The organism is Micrococcus sp. EYE_212, from assembly GCF_023147585.1.
Lineage (GTDB): Bacteria > Actinomycetota > Actinomycetes > Actinomycetales > Micrococcaceae > Micrococcus.
In genome coordinates this window covers 87,309-102,405 of the sequence record NZ_JAHXOZ010000001.1, presented here as the reverse complement: position 1 = coordinate 102,405, position 15,097 = coordinate 87,309, and the positions used below count along the sequence as shown (strand labels likewise).

Below are 15,097 nucleotides of genomic sequence, written 5' to 3'. Positions count from 1 at the left end.
CGGTCTGCCGCCCGACGCCGACGGCGTCTGGGCGGTCAGACGTGGTCGCGCGGCGCCGGAGTCACGTCCGGCGGGATGATCGTGGGCAGCGAGCCCGTGCGCGGTCCGCCCGGGGCGACCGGCACGTTGGTCTCGGGGGCGCGGGTCCAGGCCAGCGCACCGAGCAGGATCACACCGCCGGTGAGCACGAACGCCCAGCCGTAGCCGGCGTGGTCCACCACGAGGCCGGCCAGCAGTGGACCGGCGATCGCACCGAGGTCCGCGGACATCTGCGCCGCGGACATCACCGGCCCGGCCTTGCGGCCCTGGCCCACCATGTCCGCGATGGCGGCCTGCTGCGGGGCGTTGAGCACGCCGGTGCCGGCTCCGGAGAGCAGGCACGCGACCAGGAACAGCAGGGGCGACTGCATCCACCCGATCACGCCGGTGGTGGCGGCCATGGTGAGCAGGCCGGTGAGGATCAGCGGCTTGCGGCCGTGCACGTCGGAGAGTCGAGAGGAGAAGGTCACGGCGACCACGTTGCCCAGCGCGAACACGGAGAGGGCGAGGCCGGCCATGAAGGCCCCGTCCACCGGCCACCCCAGCAGCGCCGTGCCCGCGAACGCGGTGCCGGCGAACAGCGGCATCACCGAGTTGCGCACGCCGAACGTGGCCCAGCCGTTCGCGAAGAACGAGGCGAGCGCCGCGCGGTAGGACGGCAGGCCGAACGCCTCCTTCAGGGGCATCGTCGGGCGGGGATCGCCGGTGCCGCGGTCCGCGCGCCGCGTGTCCCGCAGCAGGACGAACACCATCCCCGCGGCGATCACCAGAGACGTGCCGTAGATCAGGAACGGCGCACGGAAGCCGAAGACCGCCAGGGCGGAGCCCACGATCGGCCCCACGATGTTGCCGATCAGGAAGGCGGAGGCGTACGCACCGGAGACGCGCCCGCGCATCGTCGGCGGTGACTTCGCCGCCAGGAACGCCATGGCGGACACCGTGAACAGCGTGGAGCCGACGCCGCCGAGGGCGCGGAAGAGCAGCAGCTGCTCGAACGTCTGCGCGAAGGCGATGAGGAACATGGACGCGGCCACGATCAGCACACCGGTCATGTACACGGGCGTCTCGCCGAGGCGGTTCGTCAGGCGCCCGGAGAGCGGGGCGAACAGGAGCCGCGTCAGCCCGAACGCGGAGACGACGGCGGCCACGGCCGTCGCGGACGCGTTGAAGGAGCTCGCGTACTGCGGCAGGAGCGGGGCGATGATGCCGAACCCGATGGCGATCACGAACGCCGCCGCGACCAGCACCTTGACGTCCCGGGGGAGCGGTGGTCGGGACGGTCGGCGGTCACGGGAGGGCGGCATGCCCGTCATCATCCCACGCCGCTGTGACAGACTGGCCTCGTGGAAATCGCCCTCATCATCTCAGTCGTGATCGCCCTGCTGGTGGGCACCGTCCTCGTCGGATTCCTCGATCGTCGCCCCGCGCCGCCGAAGGGCGCCTACCCGGGCCTGCGTGATGCGGACGACCCCGCGCCGGGAGTCCAGGCCTCGGGGTCCACCGCCGTGCTCGATGCCCCCGTGGCGGAGCCGGAGCTCGCCGAGCCCGGGGTCCAGGCCCCGAGGCACGCCGCGCCTCCGGTCGTCGAGGCCGCCCCGGTTGAGACCGCGCCGGTCGAGGTCGAGCCGGAGACCACGCGCCAGCTCGAGCGCCCCGAGGCCGCCGGCACGCGCCTGGCCCGCCTGCGGGCGCGCCTGCTGAAGTCCAACAACGTCTTCGGCAAGTCCCTCCTCGCCCTGCTGTCCCAGGACCGCATCGACGACGACGTGTGGGACGAGATCGAGGAGACGCTGCTCATGGCGGACCTCGGCACGGACGCCACCATGGAGCTCGTGGACCGTCTCAAGGCCCGCGTGACCGTGGCCGGCACCCGTGACCCGCAGGAGCTGCGCGGCCTGCTGCGCGAGGAGCTCGTGGCCATGCTCGATCCCTCGCTGGACCGCCGCATCGCCGCCACCCGCAAGAACGACCTCCCGGCCGTGACCATGGTCGTGGGCGTCAACGGTGTCGGCAAGACCACCACCGTGGGCAAGCTGGCCCGCGTGCTCGTGGCCGAGGACCGCACCGTGGTGCTCGGCGCGGCCGACACCTTCCGCGCCGCCGCCGCCGAGCAGCTCGCCACGTGGGGCGCCCGCGTGGGCGTGGAGACCGTCAAGTCCGACGTCGAGGGCGCGGACCCCGCCTCCGTCGCCTTCGAGGCCGTGAAGACGGGCATCGAGCAGGAGGTGGACTGCGTCCTGGTGGACACCGCGGGCCGCCTGCAGAACAAGGCCAACCTCATGGACGAGCTCGGCAAGATCAAGCGCGTCATCGAGAAGCAGGCCGCCGTGGACGAGGTCCTCCTCGTCCTGGACGCCACCACGGGCCAGAACGGCCTCACCCAGGCGAAGGTGTTCGCCGAGGTCGTGGACGTCACCGGCATCGTGCTCACCAAGCTGGACGGCACCGCCAAGGGCGGCATCGTCGTGGCGATCCAGCGCACGCTCGGCGTGCCGGTCAAGCTCATCGGCCTGGGTGAGGGCGCGGACGACCTCGCGCCCTTCACCGCCGAAGGCTTCGTGGACGCGCTGCTCGCCGACTGAGCAGCGCCGCCCGAGGACGGGGCCCGGACCGCACGCGCGGTCCGGGCCCCGTCGCCGTTCGGCCGGGCATGCGTGGCGTCACAGAGGCGTGTGTGGCGTCACAAAACGGCAGGGTCGGGCAGTGCGCCGCCCCTGCGCCTAGGATCACGGCATCGGCCCGACAGGGCCGGGCGACGACGCCTCCGGGCATCGGTCGCCGCACTGCCGTCCGGGGGCCCGACCGGAAGGTGCAGCGATGAACGACCCGACCACCCTGGATGCCGGAACGGTATGGACCGTCACGAGCGCGGGCCTCGTCCTCTTGATGACGCCGGGTCTGGCGCTCTTCTACGGCGGCATGACGCGCGCGAAGTCCGCCCTCAACATGATGATGATGTCCTTCGTCTCGATGGGGCTCATCGGCGTCGTCTGGGTCCTGTGGGGCTACGGCATGACCCATGAGCCGGGCTGGCTGGGACTCGTGGGCAACCCCCTCTCCGACCTCGGCCTGAGCGATGCGATGGCCGAGGGGAACCTGATCCCCGCGGCCTACGCGGCCACCTTCGCCGTCATCGCGGTGGCCCTCATCTCCGGCGCCGTGGCCGACCGGGCGCGCTTCGCCACGTGGTGCGTGTTCGTGCCCGTGTGGGTCAGCCTCGTCTATGCGCCGCTCGCCTACATGGTGTGGGGCGGCGGGCTGCTCTCCGAGGAGGGCGCGATCGGCTCTCGCCTCGGGGAGGCCCTCGACTTCGCCGGTGGCCTCGTGGTGCACATCAGCGCCGGCGTGGCCGCGCTCGTGCTGGCGCTGTTCATGGGCAAGCGGAAGGGCTTCGGCGTGGACCCGGCGCACCGCCCGCACAACGTGCCCTTCGTGATGCTGGGCGCCGCAATCCTGTGGTTCGGCTGGTTCGGCTTCAACGGCGGCGCCGCCCAGGGCGAGCACCAGCTCGGGCTCGTGTGGATCACCACCCTGGCCGCCGGCTCGGCCGGCATGCTCGGGTGGATCGTCGTCGAGTGGCTGCGCCGCGGCCGCCCGACCTCGATCGGCACGGCCTCCGGCATCGTGTCCGGGCTCGTGGCCATCACCCCGGCCTGCGCGTACGTGAGCCCCGTCGGCGCGATCGTGATCGGCCTCGTCTCCGGCGCGGCGTCCGCGCTCGCCGTCAACCTCAAGTACCGGCTCGGCTTCGACGACTCGCTCGACGTGGTCGGCGTCCACCTCACCGCGGGCATCCTCGGCACCGTGCTGATCGGCTTCTTCGCCCTGCCCTCCGAAGGACCCGCGGGCCTTTTCTACGGGGGTGACGCGTCCCTGCTGCTCACCCAGGCGGTCGCCGTCGTGGTGGCCGTGGTGTTCACGGCGGTCGTGACCGCCGTGATCGCCCTCGCGCTGCGGGCCACCCTCGGCCTGCGCGTGAGCGCCGAGGACGAGGAGCGGGGCGTGGACGTCACGCTGCACTCCGAGACCGCCTACGACGTGGGCTTCGGCGCCGTGCCCGTCCCGGCCGACGCGCTCGCCCACGCCGGGGAGCGGTCAGCGGGCTGAGCGGCCACGGTTGCTAGGCTTGCCGGGCGACGTCGTCGGATGACGGCGTCGCCCGGCGGTCTTCACGACGCCGACACCCCTGACGCCTGCGAAGGATCCCACCCGCCGTGTTCACCTCCCTGTCCGACCGCCTCTCCGCCACGTTCCGCAACCTCAAGGGCAAGGGGCGGCTGACCGAGGCGGACATCGACGCCACCGCGCGCGAGATCCGGCGCGCCCTCCTGGACGCCGACGTCGCCGTCCCCGTGGTGCGCCAGTTCATCTCCCAGGTGAAGGAGCGCGCCCTCGGCTCCGAGGTGGCCCAGGCGCTGAACCCGGGCCAGCAGATCGTGAAGATCGTCAACGAGGAGCTCGTGACCATCCTGGGCGGGGAGACCCGCCGCATCCGGCACGCCAAGACCGGCACCACCGTGATCATGCTCGTGGGCCTGCAGGGCGCCGGCAAGACCACCCTCGCGGGCAAGCTCGCGCATCTGCTCAAGTCCCAGGGCCACACCCCGCTCCTCGTGGCGTGCGACCTGCAGCGCCCCAACGCGGTGAAGCAGCTCCAGGTGGGCGGCCAGCGCGCCGGCGTGCCCGTGTACGCCCCGCACCCGGGCGTCTCCTCCGAGTTCGAGGCCGCCACGGGCGACCCCGTGCAGGTGGCCCGGGAGGGCGTGGCCGAGGCCAACGCCAAGTACCACGACGTGGTCATCATCGACACCGCCGGCCGCCTCGGCGTGGACGCCGAGCTCATGCGCCAGGCCGCGGACATCCGCGCCGCCGTGCAGCCGGACGAGGTCCTCTTCGTCATCGACGCGATGATCGGCCAGGACGCCGTGGCCACCGCACAGGCCTTCAACGAGGGCGTCGGCTTCACCGGCGTGGTCCTCACCAAGCTCGACGGCGATGCCCGCGGCGGCGCCGCGCTGTCGGTCCGCCAGGTGACCGGTCAGCCCATCATGTTCGCCTCCACGGGCGAGGGGCTGAAGGACTTCGAGGTCTTCCACCCGGACCGCATGGCCTCCCGCATCCTCGACATGGGCGACGTCATGTCGCTCATCGAGCAGGCCGAGCAGAACTGGGACCGCGCCGAGGCCGAGAAGATGGCCAAGAAGTTCGCGGACCAGGAGGACTTCACCCTCGACGACTTCCTGCAGCAGATGCAGCAGCTCAAGAAGATGGGCTCGCTGAAGAAGATGCTCATGATGATGCCGGGTGCCCAGGGCATGCGGCAGCAGCTCGAGCAGTTCGACGAGTCCTCCATCGGCCGCGTGGAGGCGATCATCCACTCGATGACCCCGCACGAGCGCGTGGCCCCGAAGATCATCAACGGCTCGCGCCGCGCGCGCATCGCCCGCGGCTCCGGATCCCAGGTCTCCGAGGTGAACGCCCTCCTGGAGCGCTTCGCCGAGGCGCAGAAGATGATGAAGAAGATGGCCTCGGGCGGCGGCCTGCCGGGCATGCCCGGCATGGGCCACGGCGGCACCTCTCGGAAGGCCAAGGGCAAGAACGCCAAGAACAGGGTGAAGTCCGGCAACCCGGCCAAGGCCGCGGCCGAGCGCAAGGCCCTCGAGGAGCGCCAGGCGCGTTCCGCGCAGGCCGGCGCGGGCTCCATGTTCGGCCAGGGCGCCGGCGGCATGGACCTCGAGAACTTCGACCCGTCGAGCCTGAACCTGCCCGCCGGCTTCGAGAAGTACCTCAAGGACCGCTGAGCCCCGGGTCGACGACGACGGCGCCCGGCGCGGCCGTCGTCGTCTTCCTCGCGCGTCGAGGTGCGCGAGCCGGGGGAGTCTGGCAGAATGGCCCGGTACTGAGCGTGAGCCCGGACGACCCTCTATCCTCCGCGCGCTCCGTTCCGTTTAGCCCGGTCGCATGCCCCGCTGCCCCCACGCGGAGAACCGATCGCGGCCCCCTGATCTCTACCAAGGAGTGACCACACACGTGGCTGTCAAGATTCGTCTGAAGCGGTTCGGCAAGATCCGCGCCCCGTACTATCGCATCGTCGTCGCCGACTCCCGCACCCGCCGTGACGGCCGTGCGATCGAGGAGATCGGCAAGTACCACCCCACCGAGGAGCCCTCGTTCATCGAGGTCGACTCGGAGCGCGCGCAGTACTGGCTCTCCGTGGGCGCACAGCCCACCGAGCAGGTCGCCGCCCTCCTGAAGATCACCGGTGACTGGCAGAAGTTCAAGGGCGAGGCCGGCGCCGAGGGCACCCTGCGGACCAAGGCTGAGAAGGAGGCCTTCGTGGCCCCCTCCAAGGGCTCGGTCATCATCCCCGAGGAGCCCAAGAAGGAGGAGGCCCCGGCCGAGGCTGAGACCCCGGCCGAGGCTCCTGCCGCGGAGGCCGAGGCCCCGGCCGAGGACGCCGAGAAGTCCGAGTGACCATGCTGACCGAGGCCCTCGAACACCTGGTGCGAGGCATCGTGGACACGCCGGACGCCGTCCGGGTGGACGCGCGTGCCCAGCGCCGCGGTGACATGCTGGAGGTCCGTGTGGCCCCGGAGGACCTCGGTCGCGTGATCGGCCGTCAGGGCCGCACCGCCACCGCGCTGCGCACCGTGCTGGATGGCCTGGCCGGACACCCGGTCCGGGTGGACGTCGTGGAGACGGACCGCGCCCGCTGACCACTCCGCCGGGTCCACCCGGCACCACGATCCCCGCAGACCCTGACGTGCAGGAGCTGCGGGGATCGTCGCGTCCGGGGCCGTCGTGTCAGCCGGCTGACTCCTGCACGGTGGCGAGGCGGTAGCCGAGGCCGCGCACCGTGAGGATCCGGGACGCCCCGATCTTGGTCCGCAGGTACCGCACGTACACGTCCACGACGTTCGATCCGGACTCGAAGTCAGCTCCCCACACGCCGTCGAGGAGCTGCTCCCGGCTGAGCACCTGGCCCGGATGGCGCAGGAACTCCTCGGCCAGGGCGAACTCCCGGGCCGAGAGGTTCACCGGCTCCCCGCTCAGGGTGAGCAGGTGGGCGGCCGGGTCCAGCTCCAGGTCGCCGTGCCGGAGCACGGCGTCCACGGGCGCGGGAGCGGGAGTGCCGGGACGCAGGCGCAGGCGCACGCGGGCGAGGAGCTCGGCGAACCGGAAGGGCTTGGGCATGTAGTCGTCCGCCCCGGAGCTGAGTCCCTCCACGGTGTCCTCCGCCGAGGAGCGCGCCGTGAGGATGATGACCGGCAGCTCCCCGTCCTGGGCGCGGATCCGGGACAGGACCTCGAAGCCGTCGACGTCGGGGAGCCCCAGGTCGAGGATCACGAGGTCGAACGCGCCCGTCATGGCCAGGGCGATGCCCTCGGCGCCGGTGCCCGCCGTCGTCACGGCGTACCCCTCCGCGGCGAAGCCCTTGGTGACGAAGCCGGCGATCCGCTCCTCGTCCTCGATCAGCAGCAGGGGGATCATGGGCGGTCCTCTCGGTCGTCGATGCCGCCCGCCGGTCTCGGCGGGGGCGTGCCCTCCAGGGGCAGGCTCATGGTGAAGACGGACCCCCGGCGGGGCGCGGGGTCCACGGTGATCCGGCCGCCGTGGCCCTCCACGATCGTGCGGACGATCGCGAGGCCCAGGCCGGATCCCTCCGTCCGCCGGCCGTGGGCGCCGCGGCCGAATCGCTCGAAGATCACGTCGCGGTCCTCGGGGCGCACGCCCACGCCCGCGTCCTGCACCCACAGCCGCAGCATGCCTGCCCGCACCGCGGAGCCGATGCCCACGGGCGTCCCTGGCTCCGAGTAGCGCACGGCGTTCGCGGCCAGCTGCAGCCACGCCTGCGTCAGACGCTGTCCGTCCACCTGCGCGCTCACGGGGGCGGCGGCGTCCAGGCTCCACTGCCGGTCACCGAGGGCGCGGGCCCGTTCGAGCACCGCCTCGGTCAGCTCGGCCACGTCCGTGGGCGCGGGACGCAGGAAGCCCGGGCGCTCCGCCTTGGCGAGGGTGAGCAGGTCGTCGACGAGCCGGCCCATGAGCGCGAGCTCGTCCAGAGTCAGGCGCGTGCTCTCCCGTACGTCGTCGGGGTCCACGGGGTCCATGACCTCGAGGTGGCCCTGCACGATGGTGAGCGGTGTGCGCATCTCGTGCCCGACGTCGTCGAGGAGGCGCCGCTGGGACGCGAAGGAGTCTTCGAGACGGTCCAGCATCGCGTTGAAGCTGTGTCCCAGGTCCGCCACGTCGTCGTGGCCGAGCACCGTGACCCGGCGGTGCGCCGTGCGGCACGGGGACGCGGGGTGCCCCGCCTCCCGGAGGAGGGCTCGGACGAGTACGCGGCGCTGGCGAAGGGCGCCAACCGGCTGCTGCGCCGGGCCGATCGCGCCCTCGCGCGGGAACGCTCCTTCGCGCAGGACATCACCCTGACACTGCGGACCTCCTCCGCGATGCTCGAGGCGGGCCTGCGCAGTCCCGGGGGCACCGCGGCGCAGTGGCGGACGACGGCGGACGAGCTGGCGGCCGAGGCCACACGGGCCCGGGAGCTGCTCGACGACCTCGCTCTGCTCACGCGCCTCGGCAGTGCCGACCTGGCCGTCGACCCCGTGGCCGTGGATCCCGCCGACATCGTCGCGGTCGCCGCCCGAGGCTGGCGGGAGGGCGCGGACCAGGACGGCAGCGGCGTCGAGGTGCGCGTGGAGGCCGACCCCTCCGTGCCGGCCGCACGGGCCGAGCCGGCACGCCTGGTGCAGGTCCTCCAGGAGGTCCTCGACAACGCCCGCGACGCAGTGCTCTTCCCGGCGGATGGGCCGGGCGGCGTCGACGTCTCCTCCCTCCACCCCACGGATCGGACGATCCTCGTGCGGGTCCACGCCCTCGCCACGCAGGAGGGCGAGCGGGTGGCGATCGACGTCACGGACCGGGGGCGGGGCGTGCCCGAGGAGGAGCGCGCCGGCCTGACGGCGCGCCTCGCGGTCGCCTCGAACGACCCCGCGCCGGGCAACGGCCTGGGGCTCGCCGTCGCGCTCGGGCTCATGGGCGCCATGGGCGGGGAGCTGCGCATCCTCGGGGGGGACGAGGTGGAGGCGGAGGGCACGACCGTGCGCCTGCTGCTGGAGCCGGCCCCGGCCTCATCCTGATCTCATCGCGCTCGCCCACGCTGGAGGTGCGGGCCGGCCGCCCCGACCCGCCCGCACCGAGCAGCACCGCCCGCATCGACAGGAGCCACCCCGTGTCCCGACCGCATCCCTTCGCCCCCGCCGCCCGGCCGCCTCTGCGCGTGCGCGAGCCGGCCCCCGCCCCGACGGCCCGGGACGCCTGGGGGATCGCGGCGGGGGCGGCCGGCGTCGCGGTGCTCCTGTGGCCCCTGCGCGCCTACGCGGGGCCGCAGGTCTCCGGCAACGACGCGCCGAAGTTCCGCCTGGACTCCTTCCCGCTCTCCACCTACCCGATGTTCTCCGAGCACCGCGGCCGCTCCACCTACGTGCCGCACGTGATCGGCCTCACCGAGGGGGGCGAGCGCGTCATCCCGGGCACGCGCCACTTCGGCGGCGGCGGGCTGAACCAGGTCCGCAAGCAGGTCTCCCGGGCCATCCGGCGCGGCGACGCGGCGCTGGTGGCGCAGACGTACGCCGACTCCCTCGCGGAGCAGCGGGCCGCCCTCGGAGACCGGCTTCCGAGCGGCAGCGGTCAGGGGGCAGCGCGGCGCCGCCGTGAGGCGGCCGTCCAGCGGGTGGAGGTGGTGCGCTCGCGCTTCCGATTCGACGACTACTACAGCGGGCACCGCCTCCCGCATCGGGAGACGGTGCTGGCCCGCTGTGAGCTGGGCGGGACCGCCGTCGCGGTGCGCGAGGAGCGCACGGCGGACGAGATCGCGAACGGGGTGGCCCGGTGAACGGCGCGCGGATCCGGCAGTGGGCGGTGGACACGCTGCGTCCCGCGGCCACCCCGGCGCGCCCCGCGGTGCTGCGGATCGGCGTGGGCCTGTTCGCGGCACGCCACCACGCGCGCCGCCGCGCCCTCCTGCGCGGCGTGCACGCCCAGGATCCCCGACGCTTCGCGCCCGTCGGCGTGGTCCGCGTCCTGCGGCGTCCGCTGCGCCCGGAGGTGGCCGACCGGATCCACGACGCCGCGCAGGCCGTCAACGTGCTGGCCACGCTGGGGGTCGCCCACCGCGTCACCGGGCCGCTCAACGCGGCCCTGCAGCTGTGGACCCTCACCTACCGCAACTCGTGGGGCATGATCTACCACAACGACAACATGCTCGTGCTCCACCAGATGGTGCTGGGCACGAGCCCGAGCGCGGACGCCCTCAGCGTGGACGCCCTCGTGATGCGGCGGCGCCTGGCGCCCGCGGTCTTCGAGCGCCGCTACGGCGCGGTGCCCGTGATGCTCAACGCGGTCACCAGCGCGGTGTACTTCATCTCCGGCGTGGCCAAGGTGCGCAGCACGGTGGGATTCGGCTGGGCCTCCGGGGACGTCCTGCGCGGGCAGATCGCGATCGACGGCCTGCGCAAGGACCTGTTCGGCTCGCAGAAGCCCGCTGCGGGCACGGCGCTGTACCACCGGGAACGGCTGTTCACCCTGACGGCGGTCGTCTCCCTCGCGGTGGAGCTGGGCGCGCCGCTGAGCCTGGTGGACCGACGGCTCGGCCTGGCCTTCGCCGCGGCCGCCTGGGGCATGCACACCGGCATCCGTGAAATCATGGGGATCTCGTTCCCGTACAACATCAGCGGCGTCAGCTACCTGGCCCACCTCCCGGTGGGCCCACAGCTGCCTCGCTGAGCGGCCGACGCCGCGCCACCGCGAAGGACACCGCATGAGCCCCACCCCCGTCACGCCCGCCGAGGACGCCCTGGTCCGCGTCGCCCGGATCGGCAAGCCCCACGGCATCCGCGGCGAGGTGACGGTCCAGGTCTTCACGGACGACCCGGACGCCCGCTTCGCCCCCGGCGAGGTCCTCGAGGTGCGCGGCGCCGGCGCCGGCATGCCCGCGCATCTCACGGTGGTCAGGGCCCGGTGGAACAAGCAGATCCTCGTCGTCGCCTTCGAGGAGTGCCCGGACCGGAACACGGCCGAGGCGTGGCGCGGCCTCCAGCTCTTCGCCGCGCCCCTGGAGGCCGAGCGGTCGGACGAGTGGTACGAGGACGACCTCGTGGACCTCGCCGTGCTCGTGGACGGCGCCCGCGTGGGCGTGGTGACGGGACTGATCACCGGAGACGCGCAGGACCTGCTCCAGGTGGCCCTTGACGACGCGGACGCCGAGGCGCTCGTGCCCTTCGTCGAGGAGATCGTCCCCGAGGTCGACCTCGAGGCCGGCACCCTCACGCTCACCCCGCCGCCCGGGCTCCTCGAGCTCGCGCTGGGCGACGATGCCGCGGCCGCCGCGGACGAGGAGCGCTGAGCCGCCCGTGCGCTTCGACGTCGTCACGATCTTCCCCGAGTACCTGGCCGTCCTGGACGTCTCCCTCCTGGGGAAGGCGCGCCGCGAGGGCCTCGTGGACGTGCACGTCCACCACCTGCGCGACTTCACGTTCGACCGGCACCGCACGGTGGACGACACCCCCTACGGAGGCGGTGCCGGCATGGTGATGAAGGCCGAGCCGTGGGCGCTGGCCCTCGAGCACGTGGCCGCGGCGAGCCCCGCACCCGCGGTGGGGGAGCGGCCCGTCCTCGTCGTCCCCACCCCGTCCGGCCGCCCGTTCACGCAGGCCACCGCCCGCGAGCTCGCCCGGCGGGAGCACGTGTCCTTCGCGTGCGGGCGCTACGAGGGCATCGACGAGCGGGTGTTCGGCTGGGCCGAGGAGCGCTTCGAGGTCCGCCTGGTCTCTCTGGGCGACTACGTCCTCAACGGCGGAGAGGTGGCCGCGCTGGCCATGATCGAGGCCATCGGGCGGCTCGTGCCGGGCGTGGTGGGCAACCCGGAGTCCCTCGTCGAGGAGTCCCATGAGGACGGGCTGCTCGAGTATCCCGTGTACACGAAGCCCTCGGTGTGGCGGGACCGTGAGGTGCCCCCCGTGCTGCTCTCGGGCGACCACGGCAAGGTGGCCGCGTGGCGCCGCTCCCAGCAGGAGGAGCGGACGCGGGACCGCCGCCCGGACCTGTGGGGCGCGTTCACGGCGCCGGGCCCGGACGGTTCCGAGCGCTGAGCCCGGCTGTGGCATAATCGACTGTCGGTCCACCGGACGCCCGACCTGCCACAGGGGGCGGACGTCGACGGCAGGACCACCGGGAGCCCAACAGGCGCGCCCGGACCAGGCTCACGGGATCCGGCATCCCGACCGCGCGACGCGCGGCGGACAGCCGCAGACCCGAGTACCACGTGGATGACCTGTGGCGTCCACCAGGAGAGATGAACATGCACATCCTTGATTCCTTCGACAAGTCCACGCTGCGCACCGACATCCCGGAGTTCGGCCCCGGCGACACCGTCAAGGTCCACGTCAACATCATCGAGGGCAAGACCGCCCGCGTGCAGGTCTTCCAGGGCTACGTCATGGGCCGCCAGGGCGACGGCGTCCGCGAGACCTTCCGCGTCCGCAAGGTGACCTTCGGCGTCGGCGTGGAGCGCGTCTTCCCGGTGCACTCCCCGGTCATCGACAAGATCGAGCTCGTCACCAAGGGCGACGTGCGCCGCGCGAAGCTCTACTACATGCGCGACCGCCACGGCAAGGCCGCCCGCATCCGCGAGAAGCGCGCCGACGTCAAGTGATCCGCTTCGGCCGCGTTCGCGCGGCCTGAGCACACCCATGTCGCATCCGGAGCCCCGTGACCCGTCTCGGTCGCGGGGCTCCCGCGCGTCCGGATCCGGCGCGCCGGCCGCCCGGGATGCCCGGTCCGCGGACGCCGCCGGGGCGGCCGGCTGGTGGCCCTGGGTCGCGCTCACCGTGGTGGCCGGGGTCGTGCTGGCCGCCGTGCTGCGCGCCGTGACCGGTGCCGTGCTGCTCATTCCGTCCGCCTCGATGGAGCCGTCCCTGCTGCCGGGCGACCGGGTGCGGATCGACGCGTCCGCGGCCGGCGGGGCGGGCCTGGAGCGCGGGGACGTGGTGGTGTTCGACGGCGGCGGCAGCCTGGCGCCGTACCGCTCCCGCGGCTCGCTCGAGGCCGGCCTCGAGGACGTGGCCCAGTGGTGGGGCACGGCCGCGAGGGAGGACGTGTTCGTCAAGCGCGTCGCCGGCCTGCCCGGGGACACGGTGCAGTGCTGCGCCGCCGACGGCCGCCTCACGGTGAACGGCACTCCGCTCGACGAGCCCTACCTCGGGCGTGCCGTCACCGCCGCCGAGCCGGCCTCGGAGCGTCCGTGGCGCTTCGAGGTGCCGGCGGGCCGGATGGTCGTGCTCGGCGACAACCGCGCGGACTCCCGCGACTCCCGTGCGCTCCTCGGCGCCCCCGGCGGGGGGCTCATCCCCCTCGACTCGGTGCTCGGCACGGCCGAGGAGGTCGTGTGGCCGCTGGACCGCCGCGGCCCCGTGGACGGCGCCGCTGCTCCGGGGGAGGCCGCGCATGGGTGAGCCCGTCCCGCCGCGTGCCGATCCGGCCGCGCCCGAGCCCGTCCCGGCCGTGCCCTCCGGCGCGGGCGCGCATCGCGCCGAGCCCCGCCCCTCCGGGCGCCCGCGGTGGGGCCCCCTGGCGCGTCGGGTGCTCCTCGTCGTGCTCCTGACCCTGGGCGCGCTCCTGCTGGTCAAGACGTTCGTGCTGCGCATGTTCTTCATCCCCTCGGGCTCGATGGCGCCCACGCTCGAGCAGGGGGACCGCGTGGCCGTGGACCTGCGCGTGCCTGACGCGTCCCCCCTGGAGCGCGGCGACGTCGTCGTGTTCCGCGACACGAAGGGCTGGCTGCCCCCGGCCGCCGGCCCGGGCGACCCGCTGGGCGAGGCGGCACGCTTCGTGGGGCTCGCCCCTGAGGACGCCCGGTCGCACGTGGCCAAGCGCGTGGTGGGCCTGCCGGGGGACACGGTCGCCTGGCAGCCCGGGGACGAGCACGTCAGCGTCAACGGGGAGCCCGTGGAGGAGCCCTACCTGGCGCCGGGCGTGGCGGCCTCCGAGGTCCCGTTCGAGGTCACCGTGCCCGCCGGGCAGCTGTGGGTGCTCGGGGACAACCGGCAGGCCTCTGCCGACTCGCGCTACCACCGGGACGGCCCGGGCGGAGGGTTCGTGGCCGCGGACGACGTCGTGGGGCGCGCCGTCGCGATCGTGTGGCCCCTCGAGCGGATCGGCCCGGCGGGCTCGGACCCGGCGCCGTTCGCGGACGTCCCCGAGCCGGGACGGCACGCATGAGCCCCGCCGCACAGCGTGCGGGGAGCTCGCCGCGCACGGCGGTGCGCGCCGGGCTGCACCTCGAGGTCGCGCTGGCGGCCGAGGTCGCCGGGGACGGGTCCACCTCCGCCCCCGCAGGCCCCTGGCTCGTGGCCGGCATGGACGAGGTGGGCCGGGGCGCGCTGGCCGGGCCCGTCGTCGTCGGGGCGTGCGCCGCGTGGGCCCCGGCCTCCGGGACGATCCCCGCGGTGCGGGACTCCAAGGCACTGAGCGATCGGCGGCGCCGCGCGCTCGTCCCCGAGATCACCGCGTGGGCCGCGGGCGTGAGCCTCGGCGAGGCGAGCCCCGCCGAGATCGACGCCCTGGGGCTCAGCGCGGCCCTCAGCCTCGCCGGGCACCGGGCGTGGGCCGGGCTGTGCTCCGCGCTCGACGCCGAGCCGGTCGCCCTGATCCTGGACGGCCGGGACGACTGGCTCACGCGCGGTGCCCCCGCCGACGCACCCGCCCCGGTGCCGCCCGTGCCCCGCATGGTGGTCCGCGCGGAGGACCAGTCCGCCACCGTGGCGGCGGCCTCGATCGCGGCCAAGGTCGGCCGCGACGACACCATGATCATGCTCCACGCCGAGCACCCCGCCTACGGCTGGTCGGGCAACAAGGGCTACGGCGCGGCCGCCCACCGCGCCGCGCTGCAGCGGCTCGGCGCCACCACGCACCACCGGCGCTCGTGGAACCTCGGCCTGCCCGACGGCGACCCCGCCCCCACGCTGTTCGACTGAGCCCGCGGGCGTCGACCGGGCTC

17 protein-coding genes are annotated in these 15,097 nt (G+C 73.8%); 14 read left to right on the top strand and 3 right to left on the bottom strand.

Going from position 1 to position 15,097, the window contains the following annotated elements; genetic code table 11:
* Positions 1 to 35 precede the first annotated feature (35 nt).
* Positions 36 to 1,343: an MFS transporter gene (locus KZX60_RS00525; protein ID WP_248115074.1), complete on the bottom strand. Its 1,308-nt coding sequence runs from the start codon at positions 1,341 to 1,343 to the stop codon at positions 36 to 38.
* Between the two features lie 39 nt (positions 1,344 to 1,382).
* Here KZX60_RS00525 and ftsY point away from each other — a divergent pair, with 39 nt between their 5' ends.
* The 5 genes from ftsY to KZX60_RS00500 all read left to right on the top strand — a co-directional run bounded on the left by ftsY (position 1,383) and on the right by KZX60_RS00500 (position 6,755).
* Positions 1,383 to 2,621: a signal recognition particle-docking protein FtsY gene (gene ftsY, locus KZX60_RS00520; protein ID WP_248115072.1), complete on the top strand. Its 1,239-nt coding sequence runs from the start codon at positions 1,383 to 1,385 to the stop codon at positions 2,619 to 2,621.
* A gap of 235 nt (positions 2,622 to 2,856) precedes the next feature.
* Positions 2,857 to 4,146, top strand: coding sequence for an ammonium transporter (locus KZX60_RS00515; protein ID WP_248115071.1), 1,290 nt, complete (start codon positions 2,857 to 2,859; stop codon positions 4,144 to 4,146).
* Positions 4,147 to 4,253: 107 nt separating this feature from the next.
* The gene (ffh, locus tag KZX60_RS00510; protein ID WP_248115070.1) at positions 4,254 to 5,840 is read left to right on the top strand and encodes a signal recognition particle protein; all 1,587 of its coding nucleotides are present in this window, start codon (positions 4,254 to 4,256) and stop codon (positions 5,838 to 5,840) included.
* A 229-nt stretch (positions 5,841 to 6,069) separates the two neighbouring features.
* A complete protein-coding gene (gene rpsP / locus KZX60_RS00505; protein ID WP_248115069.1) occupies positions 6,070 to 6,513 on the top strand; it encodes a 30S ribosomal protein S16 in 444 nt (147 codons plus the stop codon).
* A gap of 2 nt (positions 6,514 to 6,515) precedes the next feature.
* Positions 6,516 to 6,755 (top strand): RNA-binding protein, encoded by a 240-nt coding sequence (locus KZX60_RS00500; protein WP_248115313.1) that lies wholly within the window; start codon positions 6,516 to 6,518, stop codon positions 6,753 to 6,755.
* Positions 6,756 to 6,843: 88 nt separating this feature from the next.
* On the opposite strand, the gene KZX60_RS00495 is transcribed toward KZX60_RS00500, so the two are convergent.
* Positions 6,844 to 7,530 (bottom strand): response regulator transcription factor, encoded by a 687-nt coding sequence (locus tag KZX60_RS00495; RefSeq protein WP_248115067.1) that lies wholly within the window; start codon positions 7,528 to 7,530, stop codon positions 6,844 to 6,846.
* On the bottom strand, positions 7,527 to 8,258 hold the full coding sequence (locus tag KZX60_RS00490; protein WP_248115066.1) for a HAMP domain-containing sensor histidine kinase: 732 nt from the start codon (positions 8,256 to 8,258) through the stop codon (positions 7,527 to 7,529). Before KZX60_RS00490 ends, KZX60_RS00495 begins: the two co-directional genes overlap by 4 nt.
* A 12-nt stretch (positions 8,259 to 8,270) precedes the next feature.
* Between KZX60_RS00490 and KZX60_RS00485 the strand changes: the two genes are divergently transcribed.
* The 9 genes from KZX60_RS00485 (at position 8,271) to KZX60_RS00445 (ending at position 15,074) form a co-directional block, all read left to right on the top strand.
* A complete protein-coding gene (locus KZX60_RS00485) occupies positions 8,271 to 9,182 on the top strand; it encodes a HAMP domain-containing sensor histidine kinase (protein ID WP_248115064.1) in 912 nt (303 codons plus the stop codon).
* A gap of 92 nt (positions 9,183 to 9,274) precedes the next feature.
* Complete coding sequence (locus KZX60_RS00480) at positions 9,275 to 9,937, top strand: hypothetical protein (protein ID WP_248115063.1); 663 nt, start codon at positions 9,275 to 9,277, stop codon at positions 9,935 to 9,937.
* Entirely contained in the window at positions 9,934 to 10,827 is an 894-nt protein-coding gene (locus KZX60_RS00475; protein WP_248115062.1) for a hypothetical protein, read from the top strand. The genes KZX60_RS00480 and KZX60_RS00475 overlap by 4 nt, the downstream gene beginning before the upstream one ends.
* A gap of 34 nt (positions 10,828 to 10,861) precedes the next feature.
* Complete coding sequence (gene rimM, locus KZX60_RS00470) at positions 10,862 to 11,446, top strand: ribosome maturation factor RimM (RefSeq protein ID WP_248115060.1); 585 nt, start codon at positions 10,862 to 10,864, stop codon at positions 11,444 to 11,446.
* A gap of 7 nt (positions 11,447 to 11,453) precedes the next feature.
* A complete protein-coding gene (gene trmD, locus KZX60_RS00465; RefSeq protein WP_248115059.1) occupies positions 11,454 to 12,191 on the top strand; it encodes a tRNA (guanosine(37)-N1)-methyltransferase TrmD in 738 nt (245 codons plus the stop codon).
* A 209-nt stretch (positions 12,192 to 12,400) separates the two neighbouring features.
* Positions 12,401 to 12,754 carry a 50S ribosomal protein L19 gene (gene rplS, locus KZX60_RS00460; protein WP_248115058.1) on the top strand — a complete coding sequence of 118 codons (354 nt, stop codon included), beginning with the start codon at positions 12,401 to 12,403 and terminating at the stop codon, positions 12,752 to 12,754.
* Between the two features lie 37 nt (positions 12,755 to 12,791).
* Entirely contained in the window at positions 12,792 to 13,553 is a 762-nt protein-coding gene (gene lepB / locus KZX60_RS00455; RefSeq protein ID WP_248115057.1) for a signal peptidase I, read from the top strand.
* Positions 13,546 to 14,319, top strand: a complete 774-nt coding sequence (lepB, locus tag KZX60_RS00450) for a signal peptidase I (RefSeq protein ID WP_248115056.1) — start codon at positions 13,546 to 13,548, stop codon at positions 14,317 to 14,319. Before lepB (KZX60_RS00455) ends, lepB (KZX60_RS00450) begins: the two co-directional genes overlap by 8 nt.
* Positions 14,316 to 15,074 (top strand): ribonuclease HII, encoded by a 759-nt coding sequence (locus KZX60_RS00445; RefSeq protein WP_248115055.1) that lies wholly within the window; start codon positions 14,316 to 14,318, stop codon positions 15,072 to 15,074. Before lepB (KZX60_RS00450) ends, KZX60_RS00445 begins: the two co-directional genes overlap by 4 nt.
* The last annotated feature ends 23 nt before the right edge of the window (positions 15,075 to 15,097 follow it).

Excerpts from the sequence above, each read along its gene's own strand:
- KZX60_RS00525 (WP_248115074.1), bottom strand. The coding sequence starts at position 1,343 with ATGCCGCCCTCCCGTGACCGCCGACCGTCCCGACCACCGCTCCCCCGG.
- KZX60_RS00515 (WP_248115071.1), top strand. The coding sequence starts at position 2,857 with ATGAACGACCCGACCACCCTGGATGCCGGAACGGTATGGACCGTCACG.
- KZX60_RS00500 (WP_248115313.1), top strand. The coding sequence starts at position 6,516 with ATGCTGACCGAGGCCCTCGAACACCTGGTGCGAGGCATCGTGGACACG.
- KZX60_RS00495 (WP_248115067.1), bottom strand. The coding sequence starts at position 7,530 with ATGATCCCCCTGCTGCTGATCGAGGACGAGGAGCGGATCGCCGGCTTC.
- KZX60_RS00490 (WP_248115066.1), bottom strand. The coding sequence starts at position 8,258 with ATGCTGGACCGTCTCGAAGACTCCTTCGCGTCCCAGCGGCGCCTCCTC.
- rimM (WP_248115060.1), top strand. The coding sequence starts at position 10,862 with ATGAGCCCCACCCCCGTCACGCCCGCCGAGGACGCCCTGGTCCGCGTC.
- rplS (WP_248115058.1), top strand. The coding sequence starts at position 12,401 with ATGCACATCCTTGATTCCTTCGACAAGTCCACGCTGCGCACCGACATC.
- lepB (WP_248115057.1), top strand. The coding sequence starts at position 12,792 with ATGTCGCATCCGGAGCCCCGTGACCCGTCTCGGTCGCGGGGCTCCCGC.
- lepB (WP_248115056.1), top strand. The coding sequence starts at position 13,546 with ATGGGTGAGCCCGTCCCGCCGCGTGCCGATCCGGCCGCGCCCGAGCCC.
- KZX60_RS00445 (WP_248115055.1), top strand. The coding sequence starts at position 14,316 with ATGAGCCCCGCCGCACAGCGTGCGGGGAGCTCGCCGCGCACGGCGGTG.